This is a genomic window from Reichenbachiella agarivorans (assembly GCF_025502585.1).
Taxonomy (GTDB): Bacteria; Bacteroidota; Bacteroidia; order Cytophagales; family Cyclobacteriaceae; genus Reichenbachiella; species Reichenbachiella agarivorans.
The window spans coordinates 3,795,066-3,821,258 of record NZ_CP106679.1 but is presented as its reverse complement, the minus strand read 5'-3'; the positions used below and the strand labels follow the sequence as shown (position 1 = coordinate 3,821,258).

20 protein-coding genes are annotated in these 26,193 nt (G+C 42.4%); 11 read left to right on the top strand and 9 right to left on the bottom strand.

All coding sequences use genetic code 11. The annotated features are described in order from the left end of the window. Window positions 1-141: 141 nt before the first annotated feature. From N6H18_RS16020 to N6H18_RS15975, 10 genes are all read left to right on the top strand, one after another. Window positions 142-1,575: an anthranilate synthase component I family protein gene (locus N6H18_RS16020; protein ID WP_262309294.1), complete on the top strand. Its 1,434-nt coding sequence runs from the start codon at window positions 142-144 to the stop codon at window positions 1,573-1,575. Beyond that, the gene (locus N6H18_RS16015; protein WP_262309293.1) at window positions 1,572-2,138 is read left to right on the top strand and encodes an anthranilate synthase component II; all 567 of its coding nucleotides are present in this window, start codon (window positions 1,572-1,574) and stop codon (window positions 2,136-2,138) included. The genes N6H18_RS16020 and N6H18_RS16015 overlap by 4 nt, the downstream gene beginning before the upstream one ends. A 105-nt stretch (window positions 2,139-2,243) precedes the next feature. Next, entirely contained in the window at window positions 2,244-3,239 is a 996-nt protein-coding gene (gene trpD / locus N6H18_RS16010; RefSeq protein WP_262309292.1) for an anthranilate phosphoribosyltransferase, read from the top strand. Beyond that, window positions 3,236-4,024: an indole-3-glycerol phosphate synthase TrpC gene (trpC, locus tag N6H18_RS16005; protein WP_262309291.1), complete on the top strand. Its 789-nt coding sequence runs from the start codon at window positions 3,236-3,238 to the stop codon at window positions 4,022-4,024. The genes trpD and trpC overlap by 4 nt, the downstream gene beginning before the upstream one ends. After that, window positions 4,024-4,653: a phosphoribosylanthranilate isomerase gene (locus N6H18_RS16000; RefSeq protein WP_262309290.1), complete on the top strand. Its 630-nt coding sequence runs from the start codon at window positions 4,024-4,026 to the stop codon at window positions 4,651-4,653. Before trpC ends, N6H18_RS16000 begins: the two co-directional genes overlap by 1 nt. Further along, window positions 4,650-5,831 (top strand): tryptophan synthase subunit beta, encoded by a 1,182-nt coding sequence (gene trpB, locus N6H18_RS15995; RefSeq protein WP_262309289.1) that lies wholly within the window; start codon window positions 4,650-4,652, stop codon window positions 5,829-5,831. The genes N6H18_RS16000 and trpB overlap by 4 nt, the downstream gene beginning before the upstream one ends. A 22-nt stretch (window positions 5,832-5,853) precedes the next feature. Further along, window positions 5,854-6,627, top strand: coding sequence for a tryptophan synthase subunit alpha (gene trpA, locus N6H18_RS15990; protein WP_262309288.1), 774 nt, complete (start codon window positions 5,854-5,856; stop codon window positions 6,625-6,627). 115 nt (window positions 6,628-6,742) lie between these two features. Further along, the gene (locus tag N6H18_RS15985; RefSeq protein WP_262309287.1) at window positions 6,743-8,173 is read left to right on the top strand and encodes an HTTM domain-containing protein; all 1,431 of its coding nucleotides are present in this window, start codon (window positions 6,743-6,745) and stop codon (window positions 8,171-8,173) included. Window positions 8,174-8,265: 92 nt separating this feature from the next. Further along, a complete protein-coding gene (locus tag N6H18_RS15980) occupies window positions 8,266-9,762 on the top strand; it encodes a peptide MFS transporter (RefSeq protein ID WP_262309286.1) in 1,497 nt (498 codons plus the stop codon). A 99-nt stretch (window positions 9,763-9,861) separates the two neighbouring features. Beyond that, entirely contained in the window at window positions 9,862-10,407 is a 546-nt protein-coding gene (locus tag N6H18_RS15975) for an outer membrane insertion C- signal (protein ID WP_262309285.1), read from the top strand. Between the two features lie 75 nt (window positions 10,408-10,482). Here the strand turns inward: N6H18_RS15975 and N6H18_RS15970 are convergent, their stop codons facing one another. Both N6H18_RS15970 and N6H18_RS15965 read right to left on the bottom strand, forming a co-directional pair. Further along, the gene (locus N6H18_RS15970; protein WP_262309284.1) at window positions 10,483-11,052 is read right to left on the bottom strand and encodes a carbonic anhydrase; all 570 of its coding nucleotides are present in this window, start codon (window positions 11,050-11,052) and stop codon (window positions 10,483-10,485) included. Between the two features lie 258 nt (window positions 11,053-11,310). Beyond that, window positions 11,311-13,734: an ABC transporter permease gene (locus N6H18_RS15965; RefSeq protein WP_262309283.1), complete on the bottom strand. Its 2,424-nt coding sequence runs from the start codon at window positions 13,732-13,734 to the stop codon at window positions 11,311-11,313. Between the two features lie 127 nt (window positions 13,735-13,861). Between N6H18_RS15965 and N6H18_RS15960 the strand changes: the two genes are divergently transcribed. Further along, window positions 13,862-15,085, top strand: a complete 1,224-nt coding sequence (locus N6H18_RS15960) for an ATP-binding cassette domain-containing protein (RefSeq protein WP_262309282.1) — start codon at window positions 13,862-13,864, stop codon at window positions 15,083-15,085. Between the two features lie 268 nt (window positions 15,086-15,353). Here the strand turns inward: N6H18_RS15960 and N6H18_RS15955 are convergent, their stop codons facing one another. From N6H18_RS15955 to N6H18_RS15925, 7 genes are all read right to left on the bottom strand, one after another. Further along, the gene (locus N6H18_RS15955) at window positions 15,354-15,797 is read right to left on the bottom strand and encodes a DUF1569 domain-containing protein (protein WP_262309281.1); all 444 of its coding nucleotides are present in this window, start codon (window positions 15,795-15,797) and stop codon (window positions 15,354-15,356) included. Window positions 15,798-15,886: 89 nt separating this feature from the next. Next, window positions 15,887-16,468 carry a Crp/Fnr family transcriptional regulator gene (locus N6H18_RS15950; RefSeq protein WP_262309280.1) on the bottom strand — a complete coding sequence of 194 codons (582 nt, stop codon included), beginning with the start codon at window positions 16,466-16,468 and terminating at the stop codon, window positions 15,887-15,889. A gap of 33 nt (window positions 16,469-16,501) precedes the next feature. Beyond that, window positions 16,502-16,996, bottom strand: a complete 495-nt coding sequence (locus tag N6H18_RS15945; protein WP_262309279.1) for a DUF6265 family protein — start codon at window positions 16,994-16,996, stop codon at window positions 16,502-16,504. Window positions 16,997-17,075: 79 nt separating this feature from the next. Continuing rightward, complete coding sequence (locus tag N6H18_RS15940) at window positions 17,076-17,786, bottom strand: 3-ketoacyl-ACP reductase (RefSeq protein ID WP_262309278.1); 711 nt, start codon at window positions 17,784-17,786, stop codon at window positions 17,076-17,078. A 649-nt stretch (window positions 17,787-18,435) separates the two neighbouring features. Beyond that, the gene (locus tag N6H18_RS15935; RefSeq protein WP_262309277.1) at window positions 18,436-20,583 is read right to left on the bottom strand and encodes a catalase; all 2,148 of its coding nucleotides are present in this window, start codon (window positions 20,581-20,583) and stop codon (window positions 18,436-18,438) included. Window positions 20,584-20,838: 255 nt separating this feature from the next. After that, window positions 20,839-22,251 carry a rubredoxin gene (locus N6H18_RS15930; RefSeq protein WP_262309276.1) on the bottom strand — a complete coding sequence of 471 codons (1,413 nt, stop codon included), beginning with the start codon at window positions 22,249-22,251 and terminating at the stop codon, window positions 20,839-20,841. 128 nt (window positions 22,252-22,379) lie between these two features. Then, on the bottom strand, window positions 22,380-25,922 hold the full coding sequence (locus N6H18_RS15925) for a nitrate reductase (RefSeq protein ID WP_262309275.1): 3,543 nt from the start codon (window positions 25,920-25,922) through the stop codon (window positions 22,380-22,382). Window positions 25,923-26,193: the final 271 nt, after the last annotated feature.

The window sequence follows — 26,193 nt, the reverse complement described above, 5'->3', positions numbered from 1 at the left end:
CGCCAATGAAAATGACAAACAAAAATATGGCTTGGTGGTGGATCATTTCTAATCAGAAGTGAACTCGCGAAGTTTGTATTTAAAAATATAACACATTAGCCTTGACGTTCACAGTCAGGGCTTTTTTTTTGCTAAAAATTGATGAAAGAAGTAAAGATTTATTCCAAAACCAAAGAGATACTCGGGGATCTACTCACGCCCGTCAGTATCTACCTCAGGGTGAGAGAGCAGCACCCCAATTCCTTCTTGTTAGAGAGCTCTGACTACCATGCCAAGGAAGGCAGTATTTCGTACATAGGCTTTAAGCCTGTTGCGGAATTCAGAGTAGAAGATTCCAAACTGTATCAATCGTTTCCTGAGGAAGATGAAACGGTAATGACTCTTGATGGTGTCAACCTGAGAGAGCGGTTTATTGCATTTTCTGAGTGCTTTAAGCCTCAAGATGAGAAACAATATTTTACCAAATCGGGTTTATTTGGGTACACCAGTTATGAGGCTGTGCAGCGCTTTGAAGACATCAAGTTTGACGCGGGCAAAACCAAGAATTTTAGCATCCCATTGATGCAGTACTTTTGTTTCAAGTACGTGATTGCATTTGATCATTTTAGGAACAAAATTTTTATCACAGAAAACAGCGGAGACCCTGTATTGAGTGATCATGGAATAGAGGAAGTGGAAAAGATGATCTTTTCGCTCAAGACACCACAATTTAACTTCTCCACAGATGGTGTGATTGAGTCTGATATGACGGATGAGTCCTACAGAGATATCGTTCTCAAGGCCATCAAACACTGTCAATTGGGAGATACCTTTCAGATGGTATTGTCTCGCAGTTTCAAGACTTCTTATCAAGGGGATGATTTCTTTCTTTACAGAACGCTACGCAGTGTGAACCCATCACCATACTTGTTTTACTTTGATTATGGCAAGTTCAGAATCTTTGGTTCATCGCCAGAGGCACAGTTGGAGGTGAACAATGGTGAAGCAGCTATTTTCCCTATTGCAGGGACCTACCGTCGAACTGGAAATGACGAAGAGGATACATTGGCAGCCAAAGCGCTTTCGGAAGACGAAAAGGAGAATTCAGAACATGTCATGTTGGTCGATTTGGCCAGAAATGACTTGAGCATCTCGGGTGACAAAGTCAAAGTGGTGAAATTCAAAGAAATACAGTTTTTCTCCCATGTGATTCATTTGGTGTCAAAAGTCACTACTGTATTGAGGGGTGGGAAATCTGCCATAGATTTGGCTGCTGATACTTTTCCTGCGGGGACTTTGTCAGGCGCGCCTAAACACCGTGCGATGGGCTTGATCGATAGTTATGAAAGTACCGTCAGAGGGTATTATGGTGGAATGATCGGATTCATGGATTTTTACGGGAATTTCAATCACGCCATTTTAATCCGATCATTTTTGAGTCAAGACAATCAATTGCATTTTAGAGCGGGAGCGGGAGTGGTAGCTAAGTCCAATCCAGACAGCGAAGTGCAAGAAGTGTACAACAAAATAGGCGCACTCAAAACAGCCATAGAAAAAGCAAATAGTATGAATGAAGCCCAAATAATAGCAAAATGAAGACACTGGTATTAGATAATTACGATTCATTTACATACAATCTGGTACACATCATTAGAGAACTGGAGGGAGATGAGAACCTGGATGTTTATAGAAATGATCAGATCAGTTTGGCAGAGGTAGCGAAGTATGACAGGATTTTGCTCTCGCCAGGTCCAGGGTTGCCCAAGGACAGTGGGATACTCATGGATACGATCAGAACTTACGCACCAGACAAGAATATTTTGGGTGTATGTCTCGGTCATCAGGCCATAGCCGAGTGTTTTGGAGGGGTATTGTACAATCTGCCCAATGTTCTACACGGGATTGCTACCAATGTGAATGTCCAATCTGATGATGTGTTGTTCAAGGATATTCCGAAACAGTTTAAAATATGCAGATACCATAGCTGGGCGGTGGATCCCAAGCAGCAGGGGGATATTGTAGTGACTGCCGTGGATGATGATCAGGAGATCATGGCGTTGGTGCACAAGGATTATCAAGTGAGAGGAGTGCAATTCCATCCTGAGTCGATTCTTACAGAGCATGGCATCAAGATGATGGACAATTGGATGAAGCTTTAAGAGACGCTAGATTCTAGTATTTGGATTTTAGACAGGGAGTTTCAAAAACTAAAAACCAAGACAAGCCTAGTGTCTAATATCTAGCGTCTAGTTAATAAAAAAGAGATGAAAGAAATTTTACAAAAGCTAACGGAGGGTTATATTTTGACCCAAAATGAAGCACAGTCTACCTTGGTCAAACTGGCTCAAGGTGAATACAATTCTAGTCAGATGGCGGCCTTCTTGACTGTATTCATGATGCGAGGGATACAAGCGCATGAATTGGCTGGGTTCAAAGACGCCATGCTCTCACTCTGTCACGGTATTGATTTAAGTGATTTTGATGCCATGGATATGTGTGGCACGGGTGGTGACGGCAAGGATACCTTCAATATTTCTACAACCTCATCCTTTGTGGTGGCAGGTGCAGGACAAGCTGTATCTAAACATGGCAACAATGGGGTGTCGTCCAACTGCGGTTCGTCCAATTTGCTTCAATATTTCGGATATGAATTCCCGTCAGAGGAGTCTGTACTGCAGCGCAGTATGGAGCAGGCAGGGATCTGTTTTTTGCATGCGCCCCTGTTTCATCCCGCGATGAAAAATATGGCTCCAGTACGCAAGGAGCTCGGTCTAAAGACTTTTTTCAACATGCTTGGGCCTTTGGTCAACCCCAGTAGACCTGCCAAGCAATTGATGGGAGTATATAATTTGGAAGTAGCCCGATTGTATCAGGAAGTACATGCTGCCGAAGGAAAGGATTGTGCAATCGTACATGCACTGGATGGGTATGATGAGATTTCACTCACAGGTGATTTTAGCGTCTATACCAAGGATGATATTAAGACCTATTCACCAAAATCCATTGGTCTGCAGCTCATCCATGCAGAGGAGATTTATGGAGGAGAGACGGTAGAGGATTCTGCGAAGATATTCATGTCAGTCTTGAAGGGAGAGGCAACTACAGCCCAAACCAGCGTAGTACTCGCGAATGCTGGGTTGGCGCTCTATATGGCGCAGGGATTGGCCTCATTTGAAGAGGGGATAGCCAAAGCCCAAGAATCGATAGCGTCTGGAGCAGCACTGAGGAGTTTTAAGAAATTTTTAGAAGTAAAGAAATGAATGTTTTAGATAAGATCGTGGCTGAAAAGCTCAAGGAGGTGTCAGCACAAAAGACGATGTTTTCGATCGACCAATTGACCAAAATGCCTGCGTTTTCGAGACAGACCTTGTCTACGGCGCAGCGATTGAAAAGCTCCGTGCTGCCAGGTATCATCTCGGAGTTCAAACGTCAGTCCCCGTCAAAAGGAGTGATCAATGATCGTGTAGATGTGGTCAAAGTAACGAAGGGCTACTGTGAGGCAGGTGCTTCGGCAGTTTCTATCTTGACTGACGAACCGTTTTTTGGAGGAACGATAGAGGACTTGCAACGAGCCAGACCTCATGTGACTTGCCCTATTCTACGCAAGGATTTTATCATTGATGAGTATCAGATATACAAAACGAAAGCAGTCGGAGCAGACTTGATGTTGCTGATTGCGGCGATATTGACCAAAGATCAAATCACGCATTTTACCAAAGTAGCACATGATCTGGGACTGGAAGTCCTGTTGGAGATTCACAATGAGGACGAGTTCAATCAGACTTATATTCCTGAAGTGGATATTTTAGGAGTGAATAACCGTGATTTAAAGCGCTTCAAAACGACGATCCAGAATTCCCTTGATTTGTCAGAAATCTTGCCCAAAGAGCAATTGAAAATCTCCGAAAGTGGAATCTCTACTACACAGGATATGGTGACATTGACAGCTGCTGGATACAAAGGGTTTTTGATCGGGGAGCAGTTCATGAAACACGATGATCCAGCCGCAGAGTTGAAGAAATTCATGACCGAAGAACTCGTCTGATGCAAGTAAAAATTTGTGGCATTCGGACATTGCACAACCTGGAAGAACTTGAGTCTACCGCTGTAGATTATATAGGTTTTATTTTCTATCACAAATCGAAAAGAAATTTTGTAGCAGGCGATGTGACCAGAGAAGCAATGGGTCAGGTCAGTCAGAAGAAAGTAGGGGTGTTTGTAGATGAGACTGTAGAGCAAATATTAGCGACAGCCAAGGAGTATGGTTTGGATGTGATTCAACTACATGGTGCAGAATCACAAGCAGATTGTTTGGCAGTGCAGCAGGCAGGTTATGTTGTTTGGAAGGCATTTCCTGTATATGATACTTTACCAGCGAATCTGGAATCTTACATGGATAGTGTGGATGCATTTTTATTCGATACCAAAGGTGCAGACCATGGTGGCAATGGAGTGAAGTTTGACTGGTCTGTGCTGAATCAATATACTCTCGAAAAGCCATTTGTGTTGAGTGGTGGGATCGGTCGAGAGGACGCTGCTGCAATCAAAAATATCAAGCACCCTCAGCTGTTGGCTGTGGATGTGAATAGTCGATTTGAGATAGAACCCGGATTGAAAAACGCGGAACTGTTGAATGAATTTATAATGGAAATCAAGAACCAAGAAGAAATATGAAAACGAGTCTAAGGCCAGATGAAAGAGGCTACTTTGGGAGTTTCGGAGGTGCGTTTATCCCTGAAATGATGCAGGCCAACGTGGCAGAACTACAGGAGAGGTATGAAGAAATCGTAGGAACGGAAGAGTTCAAAAATGAATTTGATAAGCTGCTCAAAGACTATGTCGGACGACCAAGTCCCTTGTATTTGGCGACTCGTTTGTCTGAGAAATACGACACGAATGTGTACCTCAAGAGAGAAGATCTCAACCATACAGGAGCACACAAAATCAACAATTCTTTGGGGCAAATTATTCTGGCTAAGAAGCTAGGCAAACATAGGATTATCGCTGAGACAGGAGCGGGTCAACACGGCGTGGCGACAGCCACTGCTTGTGCCTTGATGGGCTTGGAGTGTGTCGTCTTTATGGGGGAGCTGGATGTCAAGAGACAGGCGCCAAATGTGGGTCGTATGAAGATGCTTGGGGCGCAGGTTGTACCCGTATCATCTGGGTCTAAAACGCTCAAAGATGCGACCAACGAAGCGATGCGGTATTGGATCGCCAACCCCTTTGATACGCACTACATTATTGGGTCTGTGGTGGGCCCACATCCTTATCCAGACATGGTAGCGAGATTCCAATCTGTGATCAGTGAAGAGGTGCGCAAACAGCTCAAAGAAAAGACTGGTTCAGAGTTGCCAGATACGGTCATCGCTTGTGTCGGTGGGGGGAGCAATGCAGCGGGTGCTTTCTATCATTTCTTGGAGGAAGACAGTGTGCAATTGATCGCAGCTGAGGCGGCAGGAAAGGGTTTGGAATCTGGCTACACGGCAGCTGCTACTTTCAAAGGTGTGAGCGGGATTTTGCATGGCAGCAAGACGCTGTTTATGCAGACGGCTGACGGACAGGTAGTGGAGCCACATTCGATTTCTGCAGGTCTAGATTACCCTGGGATTGGACCAGCTTTGGCGCATTGGTTCGAGACGGGTAGGGTAGAGTACCAAGCCATTACGGATGAAGATGCGATGAAAGCTGGCTTAGAATTGTGCAAATTGGAAGGTATCATTCCAGCAGTGGAATCAGCACATGCCTTGGCTGTATTAGATAAGGTGAAGTTTGGCAAGGATAAACATGTGGTAGTCAATCTCTCTGGTAGAGGAGATAAGGACTTGGAGACTTACCTGACCTATTTGTAAAACCATATTAACCAAACAAGTGATGAAGAATAGAATTAACACGACTTTAGATTCTAAAGATAATATACTCTCAATCTACTTTACTGCAGGTTATCCAAAATTGGATGATACCATGAAAGTACTGAAACAGCTAGAGCAATCGGGAGCGGATATGATAGAGATAGGGGTGCCCTTTTCTGACCCAATCGCTGACGGTCCTACGATCCAATATAGCAACACGGTGGCATTAGAAAATGGCATGTCCGTTCAGTTGCTTTTTGATCAGTTGAAGGATGTTCGCAAGACGGTGTCAATCCCACTGATTATGATGAGTTCACTGAACCCTATTATCCAATATGGTTTTGAGCGGTTCTGTCAAAAATGCAAAGGGATTGATGTGGATGGATTGATCATACCTGATCTCCCTGTGGAGGAGTATATCCGTGAATACAAAGGTGTCGTGGAGAGCTATGGTTTGAGGAATATTATCTTGATTACACCATCCTCTACGGACGCTAGAATTCGCTTAATTGACGAACATACCGATAGCTTTATTTACATGGTTTCGTCTGCCGCCACAACAGGAGTGAACCAAAATTTTAGTCAGGATTTTGAGGCATTTGCCAGTCGCCTGAAGGCAATGGATTTGAAAAACCCTTTGATTACGGGTTTTGGTATTAAGGATAAGGAATCCTTTGATCAGGTGACTCAATTCTCAAAAGGAGGTATCATAGGGAGTGCATTTGTTAAGGCCGTTGTGGAGCAAGAAGACGCAGTACAAGCTACAGCGGATTTCATGCTTCAATTCCAAAAATAGCTTTTTAGTTTGGTCTAAAAATTGTGGTTATAATAATTGTAATTCAGTTAGTTAGATATGTTTGTTTTTATAATAAGTTTAGATTGATTTGAAACTCTTAGAATTACCCTGAACCATGCGTTTGACTCAGTTAGTTAGAACTGCTTTGTTGGATATTTGTACCTTGGATTTGCGATCACTCTCGCTGTTCAGGATTTTCTTAGGGATATTTCTATGTGTTGATTTGGGGATTCGGTTTTCGGATGTGGAGATGTTTTACTCCGATCTAGGCGTGTTGTCATCAAGCTATATTTCTCGGATCAATTGGTCTATCCATGCATGGTATGGATCTGTCGAGTGGCAGTACTTTTTGTTTGGTCTATCTGCCGTCTCCGCACTGTTGCTGTTGCTGGGTTTTTATACCAGAGTAGCGACGGTGGTAGCTTATGTATTGACAGCATCAGTGCAACTCCGCAACCCAGCTGTTAACAATGCTGGTGATCTCTTGTTGGCCTGTGTATTGTTCATCTCGATATTCCTGCCTTTGTCTTCTTACTTTTCTTTAGACAGCAGAAAGGTACAGTCAGAAGGTCAGAAGTTTTCGTCCTATAGTTCGCCATGGGTGGCGGTGTACTTGTTGCAATTGATTTTGCTCTATTCAATTTCTGGATTTTCTAAAAACAATGGTACCTGGAACTTTGATGGTTTGGGGATTTATTATGCATTGAATTTGCACACTTATGCCAAGTCCAGTGCAATCTATTTATTGTACTATCCTTGGATTTTGTGGTTGCTCAATTATCTCACTTTGTTTCTGGAGCGTGTCCTTTGGCTAGGCTTGTTGATTCCAAGAAAGAACGGATGGATTCGTTCGGTTTTGGTTTTGTCTTTCATGAGTTTTCATTTGGGGCTTTTCTGTTTTATGGAGTTAGGAACCTTTCCGTTCTTGGGGATGATCATCTGGATTCCTTTGATTCCTGCTATATTTTGGAGATGGATTTCTTATGTGGTTTCTAAGAGTATTGTATTAGATAAGTACAAAAATGAAATTTATAATCAATGGAATAATAGGGGGCTATGGCTTTCTGCTTTCTTATTTGTTTTTCTGATGATATATAGCGCCACAGGTTTCAAGCCATGGTTTGGACATCCTAGATATTTGGACTCGGTAATAAAAAATTCAAGATTGAAACAAGAGTGGAGTTTGTTCTCTGGACCTAAAAAATATGATGGCTGGTTGGTGGTCGAAGGTAAATTACAAGATGGTCAAGTAGTAGATTTATTGCGCAACGGAGCAGAGATAAATTGGGAGAAACCTGCATTGTTTTCCGCCCAATTTCCCAATCATAGGCAGCGCAAATATTTCAAAAGTTTACGCACTGGATTTATAAGCTATCGCAGCAAATATTTGGATTGGGTGATGTCCAAATGGAACCAAGAGCATCCAGAAAACCAAGTTGAATCCGCTACATTTTATTTCTTAGAAGAGGCTATTTTACCCAATGGTCAATTTGGGTCTGTCAAGAAAAAGTCTTTGTCTACGCGTACCGTTCAAAGAGATATCTAACCCTTAAAATCATGCATTCGCTTGATTGATTTAAATTATTGTTATTTTGGCTTTTGATAACAATATTTAATGATAGAATTAACCCAAATAAAATGAGTGAGAAAGGTATGAAAGGCAAAGAAATCTTTGGTCATCCCCGAGGATTGGCAGTGTTATTTTTTACAGAGATGTGGGAGCGATTCAGCTACTATGGAATGCGCGGGCTACTGGTGCTGTATTTGGTAGATGACATAGCGACTGGAGGTTTTGGATGGAGTCAGGTGGAGGCCTTGTCTCTCTATGGAACCTATACAATGATGGTCTATTTGATGGGTATTCCTGGCGGTATTTTGGCTGACAAATACATAGGGCAGAAAAAGGCTGTGATGGTAGGTGGAGCACTGCTCGTATTAGGCCATGGAGTGATGGCTTTGCCAGGAGAAAATATATTTTATCTCGCGCTGACACTGATTGTGTTGGGCGTTGGGGCGTTGAAAGCAAACATCTCTACTATGGTAGGTCAATTGTATCGCCACGGTGATCCTAGGAGAGACAAGGGTTTTACGATTTTCTACATGGGGATCAATGTAGGTTCTGCTTTGTCTTCTCTTTTGGTGGGGTACATTGGTCAGGTGTATGGCTGGCACTGGGGCTTTGGTCTCGCAGGTTTAGGTATGCTCATAGGTCAACTTCAGTTCATGTTGGGAGGGAAATACCTACAAGGAATTGGAGAATTTGTGAAAGAGGATATATCTACAATCCCAAGTGGATCTGTGCATTTTGAAAGACTCAAGAAGAATCCAGTTTCATTGGTAATCACTATACTGATGTTTTTGGTAGGAGCTTACGTTATGATCGATACCAATATACTTTTTGGCGTACTCATTATGATTGCTTCGATTTTCATTGGTTTCGGAATCAATATTTACAAATATGAATTGGATGACAAAGAAAAAGATAGGATTGCTGTGTTGTTGATTTCCTTTCTTTTGGTCATTGCATTTTTTGGCGCGTTTGAACAAGCGGGAGGTTTGATGAATTTGTACACAGAGCAAAAGACAGACAAGAGTGTCTTTGGTTTGTTTGAAATGACCGCTGCACAGTTTCAGTTTTTCAATCCTATATTCATCATCCTGTTTGGGTTGCCAGTAGCGTACTTCTGGGGAGTCCGCCGTGCTAAAGGCAAAGAAGAGTCTGCTGTATTTAAGATGGCTATTGGCAATATCATCATGGGGCTTGGCTTTGTGATGATGGTAGGAGCTACACAGCAGGTGGCAAATGGTAGCTTGGCTAGTATGTGGTGGATCGTAGGAGCTTATCTGCTTCATACCATAGGTGAATTGAGTTCTTCACCTGTTTCTTTGTCGTTTGTGACGAAACTAGCCCCAGCAAAGTACGGATCGATTATGATGGGATTGTATTTTGCGATTGTTGGGTTGGGCAACAAGGTCGCAGGGTTGCTTGGGCAGTCGGCTTCTCAATTGGGTGAAATGGAAGTTTTTGCAGGAATAGGCTTCTTTTCTGTGTTGATTGGCGTACTTGTGATTTTGTTTTTGAAAAAGCTCAAAAAGTTGACTCATGGTGCAGAGGAGACAAATTTGGATACTTAATCTCTATTTAATTATTAAGGCATTGATATATCATTTGCCTTTGCTAGCTTTGTTTAAGACAATTAAATCTTTGAATAGACAAATTTAAAAATCAATCAGATGAAGAAATCAATAGTAGCAATAGCTTTTATAATTGCAACGGCTATAGGTGCGCAAGCTCAAGAAATAGGCGGTAGAGTAGGAGATCTTGGGGGAAATAATGTGGCATTTGATGCCGTGTTTTCCATGGGAGAACTGAGTAGAATTCATGCCGATGTATCCTTTGGAGTAGATAGATACAATGGGTATGATAATAATTTTGGTGTAGGAGTAGACGTATTGTGGGACTTTTTTTACAAGCCGTTTAGCATAGGTGGAGAAGATGGGTTTCATTGGTATGCAGGTGTAGGACCATCTTTGTTTGCAGGTGGAAGAGGTGGTTTTCACCACTACAACAGAAATGATTATTATAATAACAACAACTACAATGACTATTATGATAACATATTCTTGTTTGGTGTGAGTGGTGAGTTCGGGATGGAATATCATTTTGATTTCCCATTGGCAGTAGGGGTTGATGTAAGACCTACCTTGTGGATCGTAGAAGATACTTTTTTGGATCCATTCAGCGCAGGTGTGATGGCTAGATATGTATTTGGTAGATAGTAATACCAATCTAGTTAAAACAAAAAGCCTCTTTCAGATCAATCTGAAAGAGGCTTTTTGTTTTGGAGTATAGGGTTAGAAACCAAATTCCACCTCACCAGTAGCTAGACTGTAGTATCCTGATACCAATTCCAAACCTTCATTCTTTACTGCATTTTTGATGATTTCAGATTGATTCATAAGCGTAGTGATCGAATGATTAGCGTTTTCTTTAATGATGTCCGCCAAAGGAGCGTCCTTGCCAAGTTTGTCGACTGATGGCTGGATGTAACTCACGAGTTTGTTAAGGTTGGGACCATTGTCACCACCAGCTACTGCAGCACCTACTGCTCCGCAACTTTCATGACCCATAGAGATAATTAATTTAGTCCCCAAATTGGCTACCGCATATTCGATACTGGCAATAGTAGATGTGTTGGCTACATTGCCTGCTACCCTAAGAACGAACAATTCACCCAGTCCTGCGTCAAATGCCAACTCTGGAGCCACTCTACTGTCTGCACATGAGAGTATGATTGCATAAGGACTTTGTCCTTTGGTCAAAGGTTCTCTTGCTTCTTGGTTTTGAAGAGAGATATTTGGCGTTCCTGAAACAAATCGTTTGTTTCCTTCTTTTAGTCTTGTTAATGCTTCCTGTGAATTCATGTCTAAGGTATTTTGTTTTCTTAATACAAGGGAAAATTAAGGTAATGGATTGAAAAACAGCCACACCATCTAATGAAATATGGAAACTCTAATGTGATTCTAATTTGGAGTAAATCCATATTAAAACGATGTTAGAAAACCACTGTAACTTGCATTGATCATACAGTTATGCTCAGAATTTGTCACTATAAAAAATAGTCCTATACCTTTAAAGACATAGGACTATTTGATGGATGAAATTTGGGTATGCGGAAGAGACTATTCCTGTCTCAAAGAATCAACTGGGTTTTTCGTAGAGGCACGTAGGGTTTGAAAGCTGATCGCTAAAATACCAATCAGAAAAACCATTAGTGTTGCAACGAGGTAAATCCATGGGCTTACAGATAGTCTGCTAGCAAAGTTTTGCAACCAATAGTCAGTAGCAAAATAGGCAAGTGGCCAGGCGATTAAGGTTGCTATCGCAATGAGTTTGACGATTTCGTGCGAAAGCAAGGTGACCAAAGATCGGTTACTAGCCCCCAATACTTTCCTGATACCAATTTCTTTGTTGCGGATCATCAGGGTATAAGTGATCAAGCCAATAAGGCCTAAACAAGCAATGAAGATCGATAAAAATGCAAATACCAAAAACACCTTTCCTGTGGTTGATTCTGATTTATACAGGTTTTGATAGTCTTCGTTGAAAAAGAAATACTGAAAAGGCTTGTTGTAACTGTAGTCGTACCAAGTCGACTCGATGAAGGCCAGTGTCTCTTTGATGTTTTGTGTGTTGCTGAGGCGTATCGTGGCGTATCCTTCTGCATTGCCCTCCATCAATGTCAAAATGGTGGGTTGAATTTGTTTGTGCAAGGTTTCGAAGTGATAGTCCTTGATCACACCAATCACTGTTAAATAATGAGTCTCACCCTTGCTACTTGGCCTCACAAACCTTTTGCCGATAGGCTCGTCATATCCAAGCATTTTTACTGCAGCTTCATTGATGATTACTGCATTGGAGTCTGAGGGGTACTGCCTAGCGTGAAACCTACCTTGTACGAGTTCAAATTCCATCAACTCTTCGTATCCGAAACTTACAAAATTCTGATAGAGTACATTGGGCATGGTTGGATTTTCCTCTGTCATGAAAGCATTATTGCTGTACCTGGTTTTGCCAGGGATAGAGACAGAATTGGCCACAGCTTTTATATTCGGGTTTTGGAGCAATTGGGTCTTGAATGTCTCCAGGTTGTCACGCAAGACATCTGGACGTCTCAAGACCAGTATCTGCTCCTTGTCAAAGCCTAAATTCTTGCTCATCATGTAGTCGGTTTGTTGATACACGACGAAAGTCCCAATGATGATCACAATAGAAGCAGTAAATTGTACCATGACCAGTAGGTTTCTAAGCCAGCCAGATTTAGCACCCTTTTTGAAAGTACCACCCAGCACTTGGGCAGGTTTGAAACTTGCCAAAACAAAGGCTGGATAGAATCCTGCCAATATGCCAATCAGAATAGCCAAAATAAACATCCCCAACCATGCTATGTAATTGGATGACATATCGATGGAGAGAGTCTTACCGATCAACTCGGTAAATGCAGGAGTCAAAAAGACAACGAGTATATAGGCTAGGCCAGTCGCCACGATGGAGATGAAAACCGACTCGAAGATGAATTGGTAAATCAAACCTTCTCGGGTCGAGCCAGATACTTTTCGGATGCCTACTTCTTTGGCTCTGGATGAGGACTGTGCTGTCGCTAGATTGACAAAGTTGATGATGGCGATAAACAACAAAACGAAGGCAATCAAACTGTAAATGTAAATATAAGAGATGTTGCTGTTGTTGCCGAGCTCTCCTTCGGCTTCTGAGTACAGGTGTATGTCCTCGATGGGCATGAGGTAGTAGGAGAAAGAATTGCCAGCTTGCTCAAAATCGTCCATGGTCGTGCCTAGGAATTTCTCAATCTGAGGGCCAACATACTTACGTACCATGTCTTGCATTTTGACTTCCAATGCTTCTGGGTCACTGTTTTCTTTGATTTTCATGTAGGTATGAAAGTTGTGACTGACCCATTGGTTGTTGTTCCAATACTTATAGGTACTGATTGATCCCAGCATGTCAAATTGTATGTGGGAGTTGTCTGGTATATCTGCCAATACTCCTGTGATGGTGTAGAATATGCTGTCTTGCTCTACGGTGATTTTCTTTCCCATTGGGTTCTCATCACCAAAATATTTTTGGGCGTAAGACTGCGTAAGAATCATTGACCTGGGATTGATCAGTGCTGTTTTAGGGTCTCCTGCCAAAAGTTCGAAACTGAATACATCGAAAAATGAAGAGTCAGCAAAGAGAACCCCATCCTCATTGAATTTTTTGTCTCCATAGCCAATAAACCAAGCACCACTTTCTTTGATTCTGGTGACTTGGGCTACGTCTGGGTAGTCGTTGATCAATGCTTTTGCCATTGGGGAGGCAGAAACAGCCATGTCCATGGATTGATCCATCATCTGACCTTTGACCTGTATGCGGTAGATGTTTTTATAGTCACTGTGGAATTTGTCATAGCTCAATTCATTGAAGATGAAGAGTGCAATGAATACGAAACTTGCAATGCCTATTGCGAGTCCACTCATGTTGAGCAAAAAGTAGCTTTTGTGCTTCATGAGGTTTCGGATGGCTGTGATGTAGTAGTTCTTGAGCATGATTATGAGTTTTTGGAGTATGACTACTTGCGATGTTGTTATTAAATACAGCCGTTTGACGCCAAAGTGGAGTGTTTCTTACACATCCTCAGGAAAAATAATTTAGTAGCTATAACTTAGCGACTAAATGACGAATACACAGCATTGGAATATTTATGTCCCCAATGGGGCAGGAAAGCAAAGGTTAATCGATCAATTACTCTCTCAGCGTGAGATTCTTCCAGCAATTATTGGAAAACGAATTTTGCTCTATTCTGCGGTGGTATTGGCAAAATACATCCGTGAAGAGGACATACATGACAAATATGAGGTCACCAATCAAAGAGGACAGACACTCAAATCTATGTCTAGTGGGGAGCGAAAGAAAGCACTGTTGCAGCATATATTGAGTCAGCAGCCAGAAGTGATCATCCTCGACAACCCCTCGGATAGTCTGGATGTGAAAGGAAGGGAAGATTTGGTAGCGGCACTAGAAGCTATCGCTGGCAAAGTGTCTACTGTCAATATTGTCAGCAGAACCAGAGACTTCTTGGCCATAGGAACCACGCAACTGCAGTACGCTGGCAAGGAACTGGTTGTGCTGCAGAAAGAAATAGAAGAGGAGATTGTCCTGAAGGGGAAAATTCCTGAGCCTATTCAACCGATTTTATATGAGGACGAATATTTGATTCGGATGAAAAATGTATCCGTATCCTATCTGGATCGGTGCATCTTGAAAGCCATCAATTGGGAGATCAAACCTGGGGAGTTTTGGCAGCTCAAAGGGCCTAATGGTGCAGGAAAAACCACCTTGCTGACTATGATTACAGGTGATAATCACAAAGCTTATGGTCAAGATATCACCTTGTTTGGATTCAAAAAAGGAAGTGGTGAATCGGTCTGGGATATCAAAAAAAACATAGGGTACTATACTTCCACGATGACTTATGACTTTTGGCGAAATCAGAGCATCGAGCACATGATTATATCGGGTTATTATGACTCTATAGGACTCTACAATAGACCTACCGAGCTGCAACTCAAACGAACCGAAGCATGGTTGGACTTGATAGGTTTGAAGGAGCAACGAGACAAGCCTTTTATAGATTTGCCGATTGGTTATAGACGATTGGTACTGATTGTTCGAGCCATGGTCAAGCATCCGCCCTTGTTGATATTGGACGAACCTGCCTCGGATCTAGATGATCACAATACCAAACTGATGGCTGCACTGGTCAACAAGATCGCTCAGGAGAGCAAAACAGCCATTCTATATGTGTCTCATCAGGATGAAAAGGGACTGCATCCTGATCGTGTCTTTGAACTCATTGCTAGTGAGGAGGGATCGGTCGGCATAGTACTTGGTGTTTAGACTACAGGTTTTGGAAGTGTGATTATGAATACTGTCTAAGTACTCTGTTCTGCATATTAGCAGTAGGTTCAAAAACCTGCAGTATGGTCTGCTCAATTGATTTCTAAGTGCTATCCTTCATAAAGCTATGTGCAATGGCAACAGATGTACTTGAAAACTCAGAAGACATGAGTGCCTTTGACTCCAGTAGAAAGAGTCATGGATAAAACAAAGGCCAACAATGGCATTCCACAGAGTTTGGTAAATGGTTTAGTTTTGGACATTATGTCTAATGACCAAACTGTCTTAGATGATGGTCAGTATGTTTATACACATAGTGTCCAATTTGTTTAGTGGTCATTTTACCGAAAAAAGGATGAATGAAATTGTCGCTAGAGTAGGACTCATATCCTTGTATTAGCTTGATCCATTTTGCTTTTTCTTTTTCAAAATCACCTGTCCCAGATATTTTCATTGCAGGATGTGTGGGCTGGTTTTTCTTTATTGGATCGTCATTCTTTAATATCCCTTTTAGAGCCATAGAGCCAAACAACATGCCAATAAATAAGCGTTTGTAGCTATTCTTTCCATGAAACATCTCTTCGCTTAGCGTACAATGTTTCAGCATTTGGTAGGCATCCATTTTTCCCCATTGGGCTGAGCTGTTGGTTTGCAGCAAATTTATTCTACTGATTAGTTCTGTTATTGTGTTGGTGTCAATGATTGTTTTCATGTTTTAGCAAGTTTTATTTGGTGAGTCAATGTTTGATTCAAAACTATCTGTACCTATGAAAACAAAACTTGCCATAGGACAAGAAAAAGCTATTCGTCTGAAATTTCTTTTCGAATTCGGCTCAGAGAAGTATCAGTAATCCCTAAATAGGTAGCGATGTGTTTGAGTGAAATGTTTTGAATAATATGAGGTTTTTCTTTGATCAGTTTAGCATATCGTTCTTTGGCTTGATCAGCAATCATCGATACGCTTTGTTTTTTTAATGAGAAATAGCTGTTGACCAATGTCGTTCGACCTTGCTCTCTAAAACTCTGTATACTATGAAACAGTTGCTGAAAAGTATCAAAGTCCAACTGCCAGCAGACACAATCAGTCAGAGCTTGAATGTGTTCTCTAGTTGGGCTCCTGAGGAAAAAAGAAGTCCAGTCGATCACGATGTCTCCAGAAGCACAGAGGTTGGTTGTAATATCATTGCCTTCTGTATCTACGACATATGACCGCACAAAACCATTCTCGATAAACCAATAGTAATTCTCTATTTGACCTCCTTTTAGCAAGTAGTCGTTTTTGGAAAATGTAGTTCGTTTGAACTGAGGAATGATGGTTGCCAACTCTTCGCTGGAAAAGTCCTTGGTCTGAAAAACATGCGTTAAAAAATGGGATTCTGTCATGGAATTATTGATGGTTAGGGAGGCTATGCACTATCAGTGCATAGCAGTTTGTTTTTTGAATTCAAACGAAATTTTCATTTCGGTATTAGCGACCAATGCATTGATTTTGTTTCCGTTTTTCCAATATTTGATGGTGTTGGGGAAATCAATTTCTTGATTTTCGAAAACAAAAGTACTGTCAGTGTAGTTAGTCATGGCGAAGGTGACGGATTCAGTTTCTTCGGGAACCTTCACCGTCAAATCCCACTTCCCTGATCTATGAATCAGTTTCATTCTCTCCTGCTTGAGAGTGTCTTCATTCTGCATGGTAAAACCAATACCAGTATATTCGGTTGTACTGATTTTGTCCCAGTTTTCATAGGTTTTCAGGCCTTCTGCTTCATTTAGCCTTTCCCATTTGCCCAATAGCCAGTCAAAGCTTTCGATTTTTTTAGGGGCATCAGTGGATTCTTGTTGAGTGTTGGTTTGATTGGTGGATGTGCAAGCGATCATCCAAATACTAGTAGCTAGAATCAATATTTGTTTCATGTTTGTGGAGTTTGAGTGTTCAATATATGGCCGTTTCGTTACAGCCACTAGTTAGTAATAATTTGTTAATAGAATTAAATCAAGGGTTGGTAGACCACAAGGCGGCATTTTTGAGCATGGCTCTTCTTGGGAGTTTCAATCCTGCTACAATCAGTTCTGCGAAGTCCTCTGGTTGTAAAACCCGGTCTGCTGAATCTCTATCCGCTATGCCTAGGTCAATAGACATGTCAGAGGCGATAGTGCTGGGTGTCAAGGTGCAGACTCTAATGTTGTTTTTTCGTACTTCTTTCATTAGCGATTCGGACATCCCAATCACAGCGAATTTGGATGCTGAATAGGCAGATGTGCTGGCATTTCCATTCAGTCCAGCAGTAGAGGATACGTTGATGATGTCTCCTTCATTCTGATTGATCATGTATGGAAGAACTTCTTTGGTGACATAGTACATACCCATCAAGTTGGTTTGGATGATTTGACTCCATTGACTGACCTCCATGTCGTTGAATGATCCAAATGCTGCAATGCCAGCATTGTTAACCAAGATGTCTACAGAACCAAGTGCGCTGATGAGGGTGTTGATACCTTTTTGGACTTCTTCGTAATTGCCCACATCGAACACTGCATAAGTAGCTTTGACGCCAAGTGTTTTCAACTCATCAACGGTCTCTTTCATCACCTCTTCATTTCTACCAGTGATGGCCACATCTATTCCTTCTTTGGCAAATGCGATCGCTGTAGCTTTACCTAAACCTCTGCCTCCACCTGTAATAATTGCTTTCTTGTTTTTCATTTGTTTGGATTTTCATTCCGCCTAAACGGGGTTTTGCTGTTTTTTCTTGAATCTAGAGCCTATATCGGTAGCTCTGTGTCTATGAAGTAAAATTAGATATATGATCTGTCGCTTCCTACACGTTTTCGTTTTTTAGGGGAGTGAGGTCAAAAACTTCTATTTCTTGTGAAAGTGCCTTTAAGCTGTATTTATCGACTAAAGAAGGGTCTTTCGCTACTTTGTAGACCTACTGCAGTGGACAAAGTGATGACTTTAGCCGTGTTTTGCCAAGTCGAGTCTGTTAATTGGTGATTGGAATGTGAGAGGAATAGGTTTCTGATGTTATGGTAGTTTTGTGATATCCTAGTTGCTATGCTCTAAACACTGATTATTCGTGTCTGTGTAACGGAGTAGTTCCATAGTCACTGGATACTAAAATCTAATTGTAGAGATTCTTGTTGTCTTTACAAGTTTCATAATAAGCTTATGTTTATTATGAAAAAAGCACATTGGAGTAGTACGGGTGTAACCTACATAGCAACTAGAAAGTCTCTTTGTTGAAGCACGTGCTTCAACAAAGAGACTTTCTCCTGATGCTTATTTATAGAATGTTATTAGCCAAAAGACAGTGTCAATGACCTAACTACTGATACTTCTTAAGCATAGAAAATTATGCAGGCACTTCTTTGGCGATCTCCATTCTCTCCCAATTTCGGTGATGGGCGAGAGCGCTTTTGAAAGCCTCAGCATTTTCATTAATCAATATAGCCTTATCCTTTTTATGGTTTTTGACAAAAGTCTGATCTAGAAGTTGCTCTCCTTCATGATCGGCACCAATCGTCTTACAATGCTTAAAGGCCTCATTGATGAATTTAATAAACTTCGATGTAGTAATAAGTTTTTCTACAGACTTGGCACCCCCAGGAATGTATACTGCATCATACAAGACACTCTCTGTGGTGTCAATGGCAGCATCCACTTTGTGATCCATGTCTTGGTCGCATTTGATGGTGCCTCCATGAGGGGCAATTAAGAGAGGTTTCGCTCCTTCGTTTTTTAAAGGTTTTTGTAATTTTTCATAGTCTTTCATGCTGAAACCATCAGCAACTAAAATGGCAATTTTTCTCGTGGAGATGCTGTCAAATTTTGTCTGCGCCTGACTGAGAGCTGGTGACTTATCAAGATAGATTTTCTTTTTACCAGGTTGATGTTTTGCTACATCCGCATCTGCCCCAATGGCCTGATTGATCGGTTGATCGATTTTGGATGGGACGGTCATGCCCAGTCCATCAGCTACTTGTTGTGCTAAGTTTTCATCAATCTGATTGATGAGCCAGAGCATCCTACTTTTAATAGCGTCGTGTTTACACTTGCCTAGTTCGAAGGTGTAAGCGTCTGCGACGTGGGCTTGTTCCCAATCTGCCAGACTTCTGTAAAACAAAGCGGGTTGAGAAAAATGATCACTGAAACTCTCGCTACGTGTCCTGATTTTTTTGGCATCTATACGCTCTTCGTGGTGCGTAAAGCCACCTTCAGACATTTTACTCATATGAGGACATCCACCTCCCAATGTATTAGGGAAATAGGCCGTTTGACCTTCTGGAATACGGGTCTGCATGTGCGCATCGCGCTGGTTATTGTGAGTTGGGACTACAGGTTTATTGATTGGAATTTGTTCGAAATTTGGGGTGCCCAATCGGGATAACTGCGTGTCTCGATAGGAGAAAAGTCTGCCTTGTAGGAGAGGGTCATTGGTGAAATCCAAACCTGGTACAATATGACCTGGAAGGAAGGCAACTTGCTCAGTCTCTGCAAAAAAGTTGTCAGGGTTTTTATTTAGGGTCATTTTGCCTACAATTTTGACAGGAACCATTTCCTCAGGGATTAATTTGGTAGGATCTAAGAGGTCAAAATCATATTTGTGCTCATCTTCTTCGGGAATGAGTTGCAGTCCCAATTCCCATTCTGGATACTCACCATCCTCGATGGCATCCCAAAGATCTCTTCGATGAAAATCGGCATCAGCACCATTGATTTTTACTGCTTCATCCCACGTGACAGAGTGAATACCCAATTTTGGCTTCCAATGAAACTTTACAAAGTGAGATTTGCCCTCCTTGTTGATCATACGAAAAGTGTGTATCCCGAAACCTTCCATCATTCTGAAGCTTCTCGGTATGGCACGATCGCTCATTGCCCAAATATGATTGTGTAATGTCTCTGTTGTGAGAGAGACAAAATCATAGAAAGTATCATGTGCGGATGCAGCTTGTGGTATTTCATTGTTTGGTTCTGGTTTCACGGAGTGAATGAGATCTGGAAATTTCATCGCGTCTTGGATGAAAAATACGGGCATGTTATTACCAACCAAATCCCATGTGCCTTCCTCTGTGTAGAATTTGACGGCAAACCCACGCACGTCTCTGGCAAGATCTGGGGATCCTTTAGAACCTGCCACAGTGGAAAAACGGACAAAAACAGGAGTTTTCCGCTGGGTGTCGTTGAAAATACCCGCTTTGGTATACTCAGGAATCGGGTCGTAAAGTTCAAATACACCATGAGCAGCACTACCTCTCGCGTGTACAATGCGCTCAGGAATGCGCTCATGATCAAAATGAGTGATCTTCTCGCGCAACAAAAAATCTTCTAGCAAAGTGGCACCTCTTTCTCCACTTTTGAGGGAGTTGTTGGTGTCGTTGACTTTGAGTCCTTGGTTGGTAGTCAGAGGTTGATTGATGTTGTCTTGCTTGTCTTTAGCTAATTGCTCTTGTTTTTTGCTGGATGTGCCTTCTAAAGAGGCTTTTTTTTGCTTGGCCATGGATTGTGATTTTCAGGTTGTATAAAATTATATCCATAACACTATCAATATACATTCCAACCAATTAAAGGAGAATCATTAGTGGCGTTTTTAGTCTCAATTGTTTTATTAGCGCCTATTTTAATTCTAAAAACAGAATATTTGGAGTCATCTCAATAGTATACTATGTGGAATTATCTACTCAGTTATGGGTAAGGTGCTCCCCAAGTTTTCAACTCACATGTCAGTGGTGTGCAGAAGAATCTAGAATGTAATCTAAATCAAACTATAATGGCTCTTGTCGTCTCCGCATGTGGGGCAGATATAATCAGCGGGCAATTGCTCAAAGGACGTATTGGGAGCAATGTCTGCTGCAGGATCACCATATTGTTCGTCATAGACAGTCATGCAGCTGCTGCATTGGTGTTTGACGGATTGGGACACTTCTTCTTTTCTTGAAGGAGAGTTGTCAACAGGGACTTCTTCCAGCTGTTCGTAGTACAAGTGACTGAGTTCGATGAGAAGGGCAGGCAGGATCTCTCTTGATGCATTAGCTACATAGGTATGGTATTCGCCAGCATTGGGGTTAAACCCCGTGCTGTAGAGGATGTTGTACTGTCTCTCACCTTGAGTTTGCTCGTCAAATTCTATTACCACAGAAGTGAATAAATAGATGTCGTCGTTAGGCTTGACTGTAAAAGTCAAGCCAGAGGTACTGATGTCTTGCTGATCGAGTGCGCGTACCAGATAGTTTTTGAGTTCCAAGCATTCATTGTGCAAGACGGGCAAATGCCAGTTGAGTTCTAGGGAGGAGTGTCTGAGGTTCATGCCTGATTTTCCCATCAGTTTGTCCCAACCAATCAAGTGCTTTTCTTGAATCCCCTGGATGATAAAGGATTTCCATGGAGTGAGGCTGATTCTACCGACATTGGTGTCGATGCAGCGCTGACAGATGTCGATGAGTATTTTGATACTGAACTTGTTGTTTCTCCAATAGAGTCCTAGCCAATAACTGCCTCCTGGTTCTCTGTTGAGTCCTTCGTAGTAGGGGAAGTTGCTTTTTGGGTAGTGAAGTTCTTCTTGTGGGTTTTGCTTGGTTAGGTCTAGTTTGTCTATGGCTTTGAATACATCCTCGATTTGAATGTTGTCTTCATCTACGTTCATCTCACTGATCAAGGAAATTACTTTGTGCAATTCATAGCCATAGATGATTTTTGAATAGGCTATAGGTTGATTGTTGGTGTTTTTGAATCGCAGATACAAGTACCAGTAATTGTCTTGTTTGGAAGCAATAAAATTGATGTTGCCTGTAAACAGCGGTACCATACTTTGCAAAGGATCTACGATGTTGATACGGTACTTGGATTTGGTTTTGATGCTGTCTAGTATATGGTGGAAAACGTGCGGAACCAGCCATACTCTGTGTGGCATCACATCCAGAGCGACGTAGGAACTGATGATGTTTTGATGAGTAAAGTCGTTGATTTGGTAGTCGGTATTGATTTGAGTGAAGGTTTCGTCTAGTGCCTTTTTGTTCTTCTCTGCGACTGGAAACAAAATATCTTGTCTGGAACCAAAGTGCACATAGTCACTCCCTAACTTATTCGCAGTTTTGATGATTTTGAGAAAATCACCTGTCGACAAGATTCCACCCTTGACAAAGACCCTTACCAAATCCTTTTTCTTCATGCTCAACCTTTATTCATTAAAGTTTCAAATCTATATACTATTTGCAAATGTCATTCTGAACGAAGCTAATTCTTTTTTGAGGACACAAAATTGGCAGAATAGCTTCGGACAGAGAATGACAAAGTGGTTTAGGCTTCTACAACCTCTTGTTTTGTTTGATTTTGGTGCGCTTTGAGCATCTGTTGGATCTCACCTTTGCAACTGCCACAGCCCAATCCTGCACCTGTGGCTTGACATATATCGATCAGGTTGTTACACCCACTGGTAATGGCATTTTCCAGATTGCCCGTCCCGACATTATTACAAGAGCAGACTAGTTGACCAATCATCGGTTCGCCTTTGTCGCCTGATCTTAATAATTCTTTTCGCTTGTCGGACAGTTCTACATTGTTTTCGATGAGTTCTTTGAATTCCGCAAATTCGGATTTGTCTCCCATCAGGATGGCACCTATCAACTTATCATTGTGGATGATGCATTTCTTGTAGTACTTCTGAGACTTGTCTAGGAATAGAATCTCTTCATAATCCTTCATGGTCGGTGGTGGATCTGGCATCCCGATGGAGCAGAGATCCAAATCAGGGAACTTGAGGATGTTCATCGAGACAGTGCCTTGATACAGTGCGGTCAAGTTGCCCGCTACGTGTCTAGCTGAGATGTCAGCCATGTCCTCGGCAGCCGCAGTAGTACCATTCAGCATCCTGTTGAACTCTGCTATCTCACCGATCGCATAGATAGAAGGGTCAGAGGTCTGTAGGTAATCGTTGACCAAGATTCCTCGTCCACACTCCAATCCGATTTCTCTTCCCATCTCTGAGTTGGGTCGGGTGCCTATGGCAAATACGACCGCATTGCAATGGAGTGTTTTGCCGCTTTTTAGGTCTGCCTCGACTCTTTTTTCTTTTTCGAAGGTTCTGAGGGCTTGTACTTCATCGTTGGTGTAGACAGCAACATCCATGTCCTCCATCAGTTGGCGGAGTAGGGTGCTGGCCATAGGGTCTAGCTGTCGCTCCATGAGTCGGTTGGACAACTGAATGATAGATACCCGTACGTCAATCTCACGCAGCGCAGAGGCCAATTCCAATCCCAACAGTCCACCGCCAACGATCACCACGTGTCCTTTGTTGCCCGTGAACTCGATCAAAGCATCAGCACTAGATCGATCCCTCATGGTGAACAGTCCTGGTTTGTCCAACGGAATATTCGGCGGTACGAAAGCCCTAGAGCCTGTTGCCAAGATCAGTATATCATAAGGGTGCGTCTTGCCAAACTGATCTGTGACTGTCTTTGCTTCCCGGTTGATTTTTTCTATGCTACAAGACTTGTGCAGATGGACATTGAGATCCTCGAACTCACCGTACTTGAACTTGAGCAGGTCTTCCCAACGTTTATGTTGGTTGACGTATTCTGGGAGCAGTACCCTGTTGTAGAAGGGATATTCTTCCTTGGAGAACACATGAATTTCGTCCAACTCGTTGAGTGTGCGGTAGGTGTTGAGAAAGCGGTATGCTGCTGCTCCTGCACCTATAATCACGATTTTCTGCGCGGGTTTGACGAATTTCTCCACCTCAACAGCCGAATATTTGAATCCGGGTTGTTTTGAGATCGGATCAAATGCTTTGTTGGTCAGGTTGTTGGCTCTGCCAAAGTTGCTTTCCAGTATTTTGCCCCAGTGCATCGGGAGGAATACCACTCCTTGCTTGATTTTGTCTGTGAGGGTAGCAGTTACTTTGACTTCCCCACGTTCATTTTTGACTATGACGGGTGAGCCATCTGCTATGTCTCTCTTTTTGGCGTCAGCTGGGTGTATCTCTAGATAAGGTTTGGCAATATGCTTGTTGAGCTTGCTCACCTTTCCTGTTCGGGTCATGGTGTGCCACTGGTCTCTGATTCGTCCAGTAGTCAATATCAATGGAAAGTCTGTTGAAATCATATCTCCTTGATTGGAGATGCCAGTTGTCAGGATTTGTGCCTTCTTGTTGGGTGTATAGAAGACTTTGTCTTCAAAAAGTCTTTTGGTGCCAGGGTGACCTTCGGAAGGAACAGGCCACTGTACACTACCTTCTTTTTTGAGTCTATCATAGTTGAGACCCGAGATGTCAATATTGGTGCCTTTGGTCAATTGACAATGCTCCAAATAGATGTCTTGGATGGTCTCAAAATCAAAACCATGGTAGCCCATCTTGCGCGCAAAGCGCATCAAAATTTCGTTGTCTGGCAGTGCTTCGCCAGGTGCGTCTACAACTTTGGGTAGGTAGGAGATTCTTCTCTCCGAGTTGGTCATCGTACCTTCTTTTTCCAACCACCCTGCCGCTGGGAGTACCAAGTCGGCATATTTGACAGTGTCGGACTTGTAGGAGATGTCTTGGACGATGACGAATTTGGCTTTCTTTAGTGCTCGATCTACCAAGTTGGCGTCTGGCATACTGACAGACGGATTGGTACAGATGATCCATAGTGCTTTCAGTTCTCCAGAATCCAGTGCATCAAACATCTGTGTAGCTGTGAGACCTGGTTTGTCAGGCATGGAATCCACACCCCAAAACTTGGCTACTTCGTCTCTGTGTTCGGGGTTGGCTTGGTTGCGGTGAGCGGCTAGGAGAGTAGCCATGCCACCGACCTCTCGACCACCCATGGCATTGGGCTGACCTGTGAGGGAGAATGGTCCTGCTCCAGGTTTGCCGATCTGTCCCGTGATCAGGTTCAGGTTGATGAGGGCAAAATTGTTGTTGACGCCCTGTGTGCTTTGGTTCAAGCCCATCGTCCACATGGACAAAAATGCCTTGGCATTGCCGATGTATTGGGCTGCCAAGCGAATGTCTGTTTCAGGAATTGCACAGATCTGTGCTGCATCGGCGATGCTGGTTTGGAAGACTTCTTCTTTGTAAGATTCAAAACCATCTGCATGATTTTGGATGAAATTCAAGTCAATATTGCCATTTTCAATCAGTACTCGACCAATTGCTTGGAGCAAAGTAATGTCTGTGCCTGGTCTCAATTGCAAGTGCAGGTCTGCGTGTGAGCATGAGTCAGTCACTCTTGGATCGATGACAATGATTTTTGTATCTGGGTTCTTTTCCTTGTGTTGCTCGATTCTGCGGTAGAGGATCGGATGACACCAGGCTGGATTGGCACCAGCTATTAGGAAAGTATCTGCAATTTCAATATCCTCATAAGCGATAGGAACAGAGTCTTCGCCCAAAGTCTTGACATAGCCCATGACTGCAGAACTCATACAGAGTCTGGAGTTGGTGTCTACGTTGTTGGTGCCGATAAATCCCTTGGTCAGCTTGTTGACAAGGTAATATTCTTCTGTAAGACACTGACCAGATATGTAGAATCCTACCGAATCAGGCCCATGTTTTTCGATGAAAGTTTTGAATACTGCTGCGGCTCGGTCGATGGCTGTGTCCCAATCTACGCGCTGCAAGGGATGGCTCTTGGACCATCTCATCTGAGGGTAGGTGAGTCTATCGGATTGATCTTGAACTACGTAATTCAAGTTTCTGCCTTTAGAACACAGCATACCTCTGCTGACGGGATGATCCTCGATACCTTCGAGTTCTATTTTGCCTTTCTTGTCAACACTTACCTCAATACCACATCCTACACCACAGTATGAACAGGTAGTATTTGCTTTGATGGTATTTTTGTTGCTGAAAGTAGAACTCATATAAATCTGAATAAGTGTTTACTAAATCAATGTTAGAATCATAAAGTGGCACTAACTTATACGTGCAAATATAAATTAAATCATTTTTAAAATAAGTATTGGTACGTATAAAATATGTTGTAAACTACGTAGTATTTATGCTAAAAGACATAAAATATGATATATTCGGGTGAGAAGCGTTGTCCTCGCTTGAAGCGAGGACAACGCTTTCTTTGTTACCGTGGTTTGTGGCTCACAAACCTCCTGCTGAGTATTGGCATGCAGACCATGA

Bases quoted from the DNA above. Each gene is read 5' to 3' on its own strand.
- N6H18_RS15940 (WP_262309278.1), bottom strand. From the start codon at position 17,786: ATGAAAAACAAGAAAGCAATTATTACAGGTGGAGGCAGAGGTTTAGGT.
- N6H18_RS15960 (WP_262309282.1), top strand. From the start codon at position 13,862: ATGACGAATACACAGCATTGGAATATTTATGTCCCCAATGGGGCAGGA.
- N6H18_RS15930 (WP_262309276.1), bottom strand. From the start codon at position 22,251: ATGAAGAAAAAGGATTTGGTAAGGGTCTTTGTCAAGGGTGGAATCTTG.
- N6H18_RS15985 (WP_262309287.1), top strand. From the start codon at position 6,743: ATGCGTTTGACTCAGTTAGTTAGAACTGCTTTGTTGGATATTTGTACC.
- N6H18_RS16015 (WP_262309293.1), top strand. From the start codon at position 1,572: ATGAAGACACTGGTATTAGATAATTACGATTCATTTACATACAATCTG.
- N6H18_RS15925 (WP_262309275.1), bottom strand. From the start codon at position 25,922: ATGAGTTCTACTTTCAGCAACAAAAATACCATCAAAGCAAATACTACC.
- N6H18_RS15945 (WP_262309279.1), bottom strand. From the start codon at position 16,996: ATGAAACAAATATTGATTCTAGCTACTAGTATTTGGATGATCGCTTGC.
- trpA (WP_262309288.1), top strand. From the start codon at position 5,854: ATGAAGAATAGAATTAACACGACTTTAGATTCTAAAGATAATATACTC.
- trpD (WP_262309292.1), top strand. From the start codon at position 2,244: ATGAAAGAAATTTTACAAAAGCTAACGGAGGGTTATATTTTGACCCAA.
- N6H18_RS15980 (WP_262309286.1), top strand. From the start codon at position 8,266: ATGAGTGAGAAAGGTATGAAAGGCAAAGAAATCTTTGGTCATCCCCGA.
- N6H18_RS16000 (WP_262309290.1), top strand. From the start codon at position 4,024: ATGCAAGTAAAAATTTGTGGCATTCGGACATTGCACAACCTGGAAGAA.
- trpC (WP_262309291.1), top strand. From the start codon at position 3,236: ATGAATGTTTTAGATAAGATCGTGGCTGAAAAGCTCAAGGAGGTGTCA.
- N6H18_RS15935 (WP_262309277.1), bottom strand. From the start codon at position 20,583: ATGGCCAAGCAAAAAAAAGCCTCTTTAGAAGGCACATCCAGCAAAAAA.
- N6H18_RS15970 (WP_262309284.1), bottom strand. From the start codon at position 11,052: ATGAATTCACAGGAAGCATTAACAAGACTAAAAGAAGGAAACAAACGA.
- N6H18_RS15975 (WP_262309285.1), top strand. From the start codon at position 9,862: ATGAAGAAATCAATAGTAGCAATAGCTTTTATAATTGCAACGGCTATA.
- N6H18_RS15950 (WP_262309280.1), bottom strand. From the start codon at position 16,468: ATGACAGAATCCCATTTTTTAACGCATGTTTTTCAGACCAAGGACTTT.
- N6H18_RS16020 (WP_262309294.1), top strand. From the start codon at position 142: ATGAAAGAAGTAAAGATTTATTCCAAAACCAAAGAGATACTCGGGGAT.
- N6H18_RS15965 (WP_262309283.1), bottom strand. From the start codon at position 13,734: ATGCTCAAGAACTACTACATCACAGCCATCCGAAACCTCATGAAGCAC.
- trpB (WP_262309289.1), top strand. From the start codon at position 4,650: ATGAAAACGAGTCTAAGGCCAGATGAAAGAGGCTACTTTGGGAGTTTC.
- N6H18_RS15955 (WP_262309281.1), bottom strand. From the start codon at position 15,797: ATGAAAACAATCATTGACACCAACACAATAACAGAACTAATCAGTAGA.